The following is a 6,340-nucleotide window of genomic DNA, read 5'->3' on the forward strand; positions in this document are numbered from 1 at the left end:
GGACTGCTCGGCTATTTGAGCGTGTAGAGAAAGGCGGCGATGTCGCGCGCGTCCTTCTGCGGGATTCCCATTCTGGGCATGGCGTTACCGGGTAACGCTTTCTGCGGATCTTCGATCCAGGCGGCCATGTTGTCGGGAGAGTTCCGGATGTACCCGGCGATATAGGTTCGCGTGCCGACCCGGTGCAGCGGCGGGCCGACGTTTCCGTCCGCGCCGGCAATGCCGGGAATGTCGTGACAGCCGCCGCAATGATAATTCTTGACGAGGTCGGCGCCGCGCCTGGCGTCGCCGACGAAATTGTCAGGGCCCGCGGCATCGGCCTTGCCGCAGCCGATCATCGCCAGCCCCAGCAGCGAGGCGATCATCAACCGTGCGGCAAGATTGTCGCCCATTCGCCGCTCCGATCAGGGCTTCTGGCCGAAATTGAAGGTCTTGGTGGCGGACCATGGATCGGTCGTCGAGACCTGCTCGCTCGGGACCTGCTCCACGTGGGGCGACAGCGGATTGGCCGCAAAGGTGCGGCCCCATTGCCGGTTCGGCTCATTGCTGATCTTGCCGATATAGGTGACGAGGTCCCAGATCACGCTGTCGGGCAGCACGCCGCCCCAGGCCGGCATGCCATTGGGCCGCCCCTGGTAGATCGACAGGTAGATGTTCTCGGGTTGCGAGCCATAGGTGAAGAGATTGTTGCTCAGCGCCGGTCCCATGCCGCCGCCGCCATTCGGCGCATGGCAGCCGACGCAATTGAAATTGACGAAATAGGTCATCCCGCGCTGCTCGGCATTGGGATCGCCCTGGACGGGGTTCTTGATCTCGGGTGGATCGGGCTGAGCGCCGGGGAAAAGATGGGTGACGGGCACCTGCATGAAGACGCCCGGCCTGCCGTTTCCCACGCTGCCACCGAAATTCGGACGCGGCGCCAGGGTAGGCAATTGCGCCTTCTGGGATTGCGGCAGAGTTTGTTGCGCGAACACGGCGCCGCTCGGCGTGGTCGCCAGCAGCAGCGCGATGGCGCTCGCGCGCAGCGATGGGGCAGACGTCATTCGTGTCCTCCTGATGCCGTCACTGACTCGTCGACCAGAGGAACGCAGTAGCTCCGCAGCAGCGCGGCGATCTCGGATCGATGCTCGTCGATGAACGTGTTTAAGCGGTCGCGCAGAGCGTGGTCTCCCTTGCGAACCCCCATAGCGATGGCGAACTGGAATTGCTGCGGCGTGAAGCGCGCGCCGTCCTGAATGGGGGTGACCGTCAGCGGCACCTTGGAATGCTCCGCGAAATAGCCGCCCAGCGGCCCCCATGCGGCGGCAACGTCGATCTCGCCGCGTTCGACCGCCTCGATCAGGCGCGCCGGCGGGTCGGCCTGGCGATAGTCTCCATAGATCGAGTAGCCGCGGACATTGTCGACGATGCCGAGCTGGCCAAGGGCCTGCGCCGGTGGGGGATTGTTGCCGTCGTCGCCGACGAGGTGCACGCCGATCACGAGACGATGCAGGCGCGGGTCGAGCAGCGAAGACAGGTCAAGATGCTCGTCCTGACGACTTACGAAGACGTAGGTCGAGCGATAATAGGGCTTTGTGGTTTCGACCAGATGGTAGCCGGAGGGCACGCCGATCACGAGGTCGCATTTATCGGCCTTCAGCGTGTTGCGGATGAAACCACGACGCTGCGCCCACCAGGTGTAGGACAGCGATCGTCCGAGGGACTCGGCGATCATCGCCGCGAGCTTGTTCTCGAAGCCGGCCTCCGCACTGTTGGAGAACGGCAGATTGTTCGGATCGGCGCAGACGCGAAGCTCGCCATTCGGCGCGGCCGTTGCCGGGGACACGATCCCGACCAGGCAGGCAAGCACAACAGCGGTACAATCACTGCGGAGGCGCATGGCTGTTGTCCTGACCGTCGGCGCTGCCGAGCTTGAACACCAGGAGTTCGCTGCCGCCAGTGGTGTAGAACGGCAGATCCTGCATCGCGCCGGTGAAGCCCAGCGCGGCATTGCGCACGCGCTGATCGACCTCCGCATTCGCCACCACGCCGGGCCAGCCACCGACGCCCGAGAGGATGGCGATGTATTGCTGCCCGTCCGAGCCGCGGTAGGAGATCGGCTGGCCTATGAATCCCGAGCCTGCACGAAACTGCCAGAGCACTTTGCCCGTCTTGGCGTCCACCGCCTTGAACAAGCGGTCCATCGTTCCATAGAACGCGACATCGCCCGCCGTCACCAGCGCGCCGCTCCAGACCGGCAGCTTCTCGTGGATCTCCCACACCTTCTTGCGCGCGACCGGATCCCACGCCATGAACTCGCCGCGATGCCCCCCGGGGCCGGCATACATATCGACATCGGCGCCGACATAGGGCGTGCCGGCGATGTAGCCGACCTGCGACGCCTTGAAGTTCATGCAGAGATGCTGATGCGGAACGTAGAGCAGCTTCGTGCGCGGTGACCACGCCGTTGGCTGCCAATCCTTGGCGCCCGGCGCGCTCGGGCAGATGTTCTCGACCGTCTTGCCGGCCAGCGGCGTCTTCTCCTCGTTGGGGATGATCTTGCCGGTCTTGAGGTCGACGCCCTTGTAGGCATTCACGAATTCGAAGGCATCGGCGGAGATCACTTCGCCGGTGGCGCGGTCGATCACGTACATGTAGCCGTTGCGGCCGGGATGGATCAGCACCTTGCGCGTCTGGCCATTCAGCTCGAGGTCGACCAGTACGTTCTCGTTGATCTCGTCATGGTCGAACAGATCGTGCGGGTTGACTTGGTAGGCCCATTTGGCATGCCCATTATCAGGATCGCGCGCGAAGATGGTTGTGCTCCAGAGATTGTCGCCGCTGCGCTGGTTCGCATTCCAGGGGCTGGGATTGGCGGTCCCGTAATAGATCAGGTTGAGATCGGCATCGTAGGAGATCCATCCCCACATGGTGCCGCCGCCGACCTGCCATCGGTCGGCAGGCCAGCTCTTGACGCCGAGATCCTTGCCCTTGAGGCTGTCGTAAAACGGCTTGAAGTCATCGCCGATCAAGACGTCCTTGTCGGGGCCGGTCGCATACGCACGCCAGGCGATGGCACCGGTGTTCTCGTCGAGCGCGGTGACCCAGCCGCGCACACCCATCTCTCCACCGCTGTTACCGATGAGAACCTTGCCCTTGACTATGACCGGCGCCATCGTGATGGTCTCGCCCTTGTTGATCTCGCCGAGCTTCGTATGCCAGAGCTCCTTGCCGGTCTTCGCGTCGATCGCGACGGAATGATTATCGAGCGTATTGAGAAACACCTTGCCGTTGTCGAAGGCGAGCCCGCGATTGACGACATCGCAGCAGGCAACGCCTGCCGCGGCAGGTTCGGGTTTCGGTGCATACGACCATTTCAACTCGCCCGTTGTGGCATCGAGCGCGAACACGCGGTTCGGATAGGGGCCGGCATAGGGCCCAACCACGTACATGGTCCCGTCGACGACGAGTGGGGCGGCCTCCTGGCCCCGATCGGCTCCGATCGAAAACGTCCAGGCGAGCTGCAGGCGTGACGCATTGCTTGCGTTGATCTGGTCGAGGGCGCTGTAACGGGTGTTGGCATAGTCACGCGCAGCCATCGGCCACTGGCCGGGATCTTTCATGCGGCTGGCCAGATCGGTCTGGGCAAAGCCGGGAGACTGCGATGCGCAGCAGGCGCAGATCAGGCTCAACGTCCCCCACAGCAATTGCCTGAGGCCGGGCATTAACATAGGTGAAGATCTCCACGGCATTGATGAGGCCCTGCCGCGTTGCAGGCCGGATTGCGAACGTACAAACGTTGCACGCGCGCTTGGTTCCTAAGTGCTCGACTGCACCTATCTCACGACATTCCCCGAGACGCCGGCGCCGAGATCGACGGCGATTTCGTCTTCCTTGCCGTTGCATTTCGGATGGCCAAATCCCGATGGGCTTTTGCCGTCCGGGCCGATGTCGTAGATGATGGCGTCCTTCGCGTTCGGGCTGACACCGGCCGGCACGTGATCGAGGCCGAGGAGGTGACGCACGCGCCAGGCGACGTTGTGGTCCGCGCAGGAGCTGTCGCCGCTCACGCCGAGCGCGCCGGCGATGCCGTTGCCGTCATAGAGCGCGAGCCCGCCGCCGAACACGATGACGCCGCCGACGGGCTTGCCGACCATCGGATCATGCGCGGTTCCGAATTCCTCCGGCGTGCCCGCATAAATAACCTCAGGGGAGGGTGGATTGCTGAGCGCCGCACCGAACAGAAAGCCGCCGGGCTGTGCGCCCGCATAGAGGTTTGCGCTGGCCATCGCCTTGTTCGTCAGGCTGAACGCATTCGCCGTGTTGGCCTTCTCGGCGGCGATGGCACGGCTGCCCGGCCATTGGTCGTCGGCCTTGCTGCCGCTGTAGGCGACGGCGCAGACCACGCCCTGCCGGTTCACGACGGCAGCCCATTCGTTGTTGTCGAGGCCGCCGTTGCTGGGGCCGCCGCCCGGCTTGACGCTCTTCTTGAGGATGTCCGCCAGCTGATCATGGTCGACCGGACACGACATTCCCGGGCGCGGCTGATCTTGCGCGATCACGCCTTGCGGCAGGGCAAGGCCAGCCGCGAGGATGACGGTCGCCAGGACGGTTCTTTTGCCCATGTGGCCTCCTTGGAGTGTCGAAACTCAGCAGGCGAACGTCGTGGTCCGACTTGCGGTTCCTATGTCCCTTGCCATCAAGCGGGTCGTTCAGCCGGCATGCCGAACCATCGGCACGCGGGACGCGTCGATCGTGATCAGCCAGCGATAGGCGAAGAACAATGCTGCGCCCGTGTAGAGGATGCCCATGGGCACCCACATCAGAATGCCCGCGAGCTGCTGATCCTCGAGCGGCGACAAGCCGAACTCGCCCGCAAGGGCGCCCTGGCCGGGAATCCAGATGCGCGTCGACAGCGTCAACAAGGCGCCGAGCACGCCGGAATGAAGCACGGTGACGAACAGGCATGCGACCGCGATGCCCTCCCGAAGTCGCACGCTGCGCCCGAGGCCGCGGCCGTGCAGCAGCACCCACCAGAACAACAGCGCGGTGGCGAAGAAGCTGATGTGCTGAAGGCGATGCACCGCGGTGTTTTCGAGCGCCCACGCATAGAGCGGCGGCGCATGCCAGACCCAGAGAGCCAGGCCATGCAGGGCTGTCGCGCTGACAGGGTGGCTGACGAGCGCCCACGGCCTCGCCACGCCAGGCCAGTTGAGACATCGGCCCACGGCGGGACGAAGCGAGGCGGGCAGGCTCCACATCACCGGCCCGTTGATCCGGGCGTAGGCCATCAGAGGCGCGCCGACGATCATGAGCAACTCGTGCTCGACCATGTGGGCCGTGAACAGACGCTCGCCGAGCCAATGCAGCGGCGAGGTGAGGGCGAGCGCGACGATCAGCCATCCCGCCCAGAATGCGCCGACCTGGCGGAAGTTGACGCCGCGTCCGCCGCCGGCACGGCGCCAGAGCCGCTGCGTGCCGACATAGAAGGCGGTCCCAACGGCGTAGAGCGGCGCCAGAAGCCACGGATCGAAGCTCCAGAGCGAGCCCGGATCGACGTCCGAGATGCCATGGGCCATCGCCGGCGCCGCAACCAGGCTCAGCAGGAGCGCCAGCAGGCTCAGCGCAGGCATGGGCTGATCATCAACGACGCCGCGAGCTGGTTCGCGATCACCAGCGCGAACAACACACCGGAGCCGACGCCCAGCCAGGCCATGAATGTGCGGGGACCACCGCCCTGCGCGTCGGTCCACTCCGCCCCGGCGCCGCGACGGACCGCACGCGCGGATATTGCCGTTCCCGCGAGGGCGACGATGGCCAGGACGGCGCTCATGATCGTGCCGCTCAGCTTCGTCGTCTCGCATGAGAAATGGGCGAGCGCGTAGACCCCTTGCAGGTTGATGCCCCAGGCCAGCGGGCCGAGCGCGACGCCGGCCCAATAGAGCAGTTTCGGAGCTCGTTCAGGATCGGTCATAAGCGCGGCACCCAGTCGAGCAGGACGTAGAGCGGCAGCCAGGCCAGCACGACGAAGTTCCAATAGAACACGTTGTCGGTGACGTCGCTGAACCGGCGCGGCTTGGCGTGGCGTGTGAACATCAGGACGGCCAGCACGACCGTGTCTCCGACATCGGTGGCAAGATGGGTGGTGTGCAGTCCCAGGATCAGCCAGACGATCGATCCGTAGGCGGAGTTGTCCCAGCGCGTGTTGAGATGGGCGAACTCGAAACCGCGCAGCACGAGCAGAGCGATGCCGATCAGCGACATCACGATCAGGCCGATGCGCACCCTGGCAAGATCCTGCCGGTGCGCCACGCGATTGATCATTTCGTTCGGGATGATGCTCAAGAGATAGATGATCGTC

The 6,340-nt window shown here is 64.7% G+C and carries 8 protein-coding genes; all 8 read right to left on the bottom strand.

Features of this window, described 5'->3' with window-relative positions:
* Positions 1-11: 11 nt before the first annotated feature.
* Complete coding sequence (locus IF809_RS27315) at positions 12-392, bottom strand: c-type cytochrome (protein WP_462839039.1); 381 nt, start codon at positions 390-392, stop codon at positions 12-14.
* Between the two features lie 12 nt (positions 393-404).
* On the bottom strand, positions 405-1,043 hold the full coding sequence (locus IF809_RS27320; protein WP_462839040.1) for a c-type cytochrome: 639 nt from the start codon (positions 1,041-1,043) through the stop codon (positions 405-407).
* Positions 1,040-1,879, bottom strand: coding sequence for a substrate-binding domain-containing protein (locus IF809_RS27325; RefSeq protein ID WP_462839041.1), 840 nt, complete (start codon positions 1,877-1,879; stop codon positions 1,040-1,042). The genes IF809_RS27320 and IF809_RS27325 overlap by 4 nt, the downstream gene beginning before the upstream one ends.
* Positions 1,863-3,710: a methanol/ethanol family PQQ-dependent dehydrogenase gene (locus tag IF809_RS27330; RefSeq protein ID WP_453995536.1), complete on the bottom strand. Its 1,848-nt coding sequence runs from the start codon at positions 3,708-3,710 to the stop codon at positions 1,863-1,865. Before IF809_RS27330 ends, IF809_RS27325 begins: the two co-directional genes overlap by 17 nt.
* Positions 3,711-3,815: 105 nt before the next feature.
* A complete protein-coding gene (locus tag IF809_RS27335) occupies positions 3,816-4,604 on the bottom strand; it encodes a heme-binding protein (protein ID WP_462839042.1) in 789 nt (262 codons plus the stop codon).
* 87 nt (positions 4,605-4,691) lie between these two features.
* Entirely contained in the window at positions 4,692-5,612 is a 921-nt protein-coding gene (locus tag IF809_RS27340; protein ID WP_462839043.1) for a cytochrome c oxidase assembly protein, read from the bottom strand.
* Positions 5,600-5,953 (bottom strand): hypothetical protein, encoded by a 354-nt coding sequence (locus tag IF809_RS27345; RefSeq protein ID WP_128964389.1) that lies wholly within the window; start codon positions 5,951-5,953, stop codon positions 5,600-5,602. Before IF809_RS27345 ends, IF809_RS27340 begins: the two co-directional genes overlap by 13 nt.
* The coding region (locus tag IF809_RS27350) for a cytochrome c oxidase subunit 3 (protein WP_462839044.1) at positions 5,950-6,340 on the bottom strand (391 nt) is incomplete at its 5' end. The genes IF809_RS27345 and IF809_RS27350, both read right to left, overlap by 4 nt.

This window comes from Bradyrhizobium sp. UFLA06-24 (assembly GCF_054967145.1).

Excerpts from the sequence above, each read along its gene's own strand:
- IF809_RS27330 (WP_453995536.1), bottom strand. The coding sequence starts at position 3,710 with ATGTTAATGCCCGGCCTCAGGCAATTGCTGTGGGGGACGTTGAGCCTG.
- IF809_RS27345 (WP_128964389.1), bottom strand. The coding sequence starts at position 5,953 with ATGACCGATCCTGAACGAGCTCCGAAACTGCTCTATTGGGCCGGCGTC.
- IF809_RS27325 (WP_462839041.1), bottom strand. The coding sequence starts at position 1,879 with ATGCGCCTCCGCAGTGATTGTACCGCTGTTGTGCTTGCCTGCCTGGTC.
- IF809_RS27315 (WP_462839039.1), bottom strand. The coding sequence starts at position 392 with ATGGGCGACAATCTTGCCGCACGGTTGATGATCGCCTCGCTGCTGGGG.
- IF809_RS27335 (WP_462839042.1), bottom strand. The coding sequence starts at position 4,604 with ATGGGCAAAAGAACCGTCCTGGCGACCGTCATCCTCGCGGCTGGCCTT.
- IF809_RS27340 (WP_462839043.1), bottom strand. The coding sequence starts at position 5,612 with ATGCCTGCGCTGAGCCTGCTGGCGCTCCTGCTGAGCCTGGTTGCGGCG.
- IF809_RS27320 (WP_462839040.1), bottom strand. The coding sequence starts at position 1,043 with ATGACGTCTGCCCCATCGCTGCGCGCGAGCGCCATCGCGCTGCTGCTG.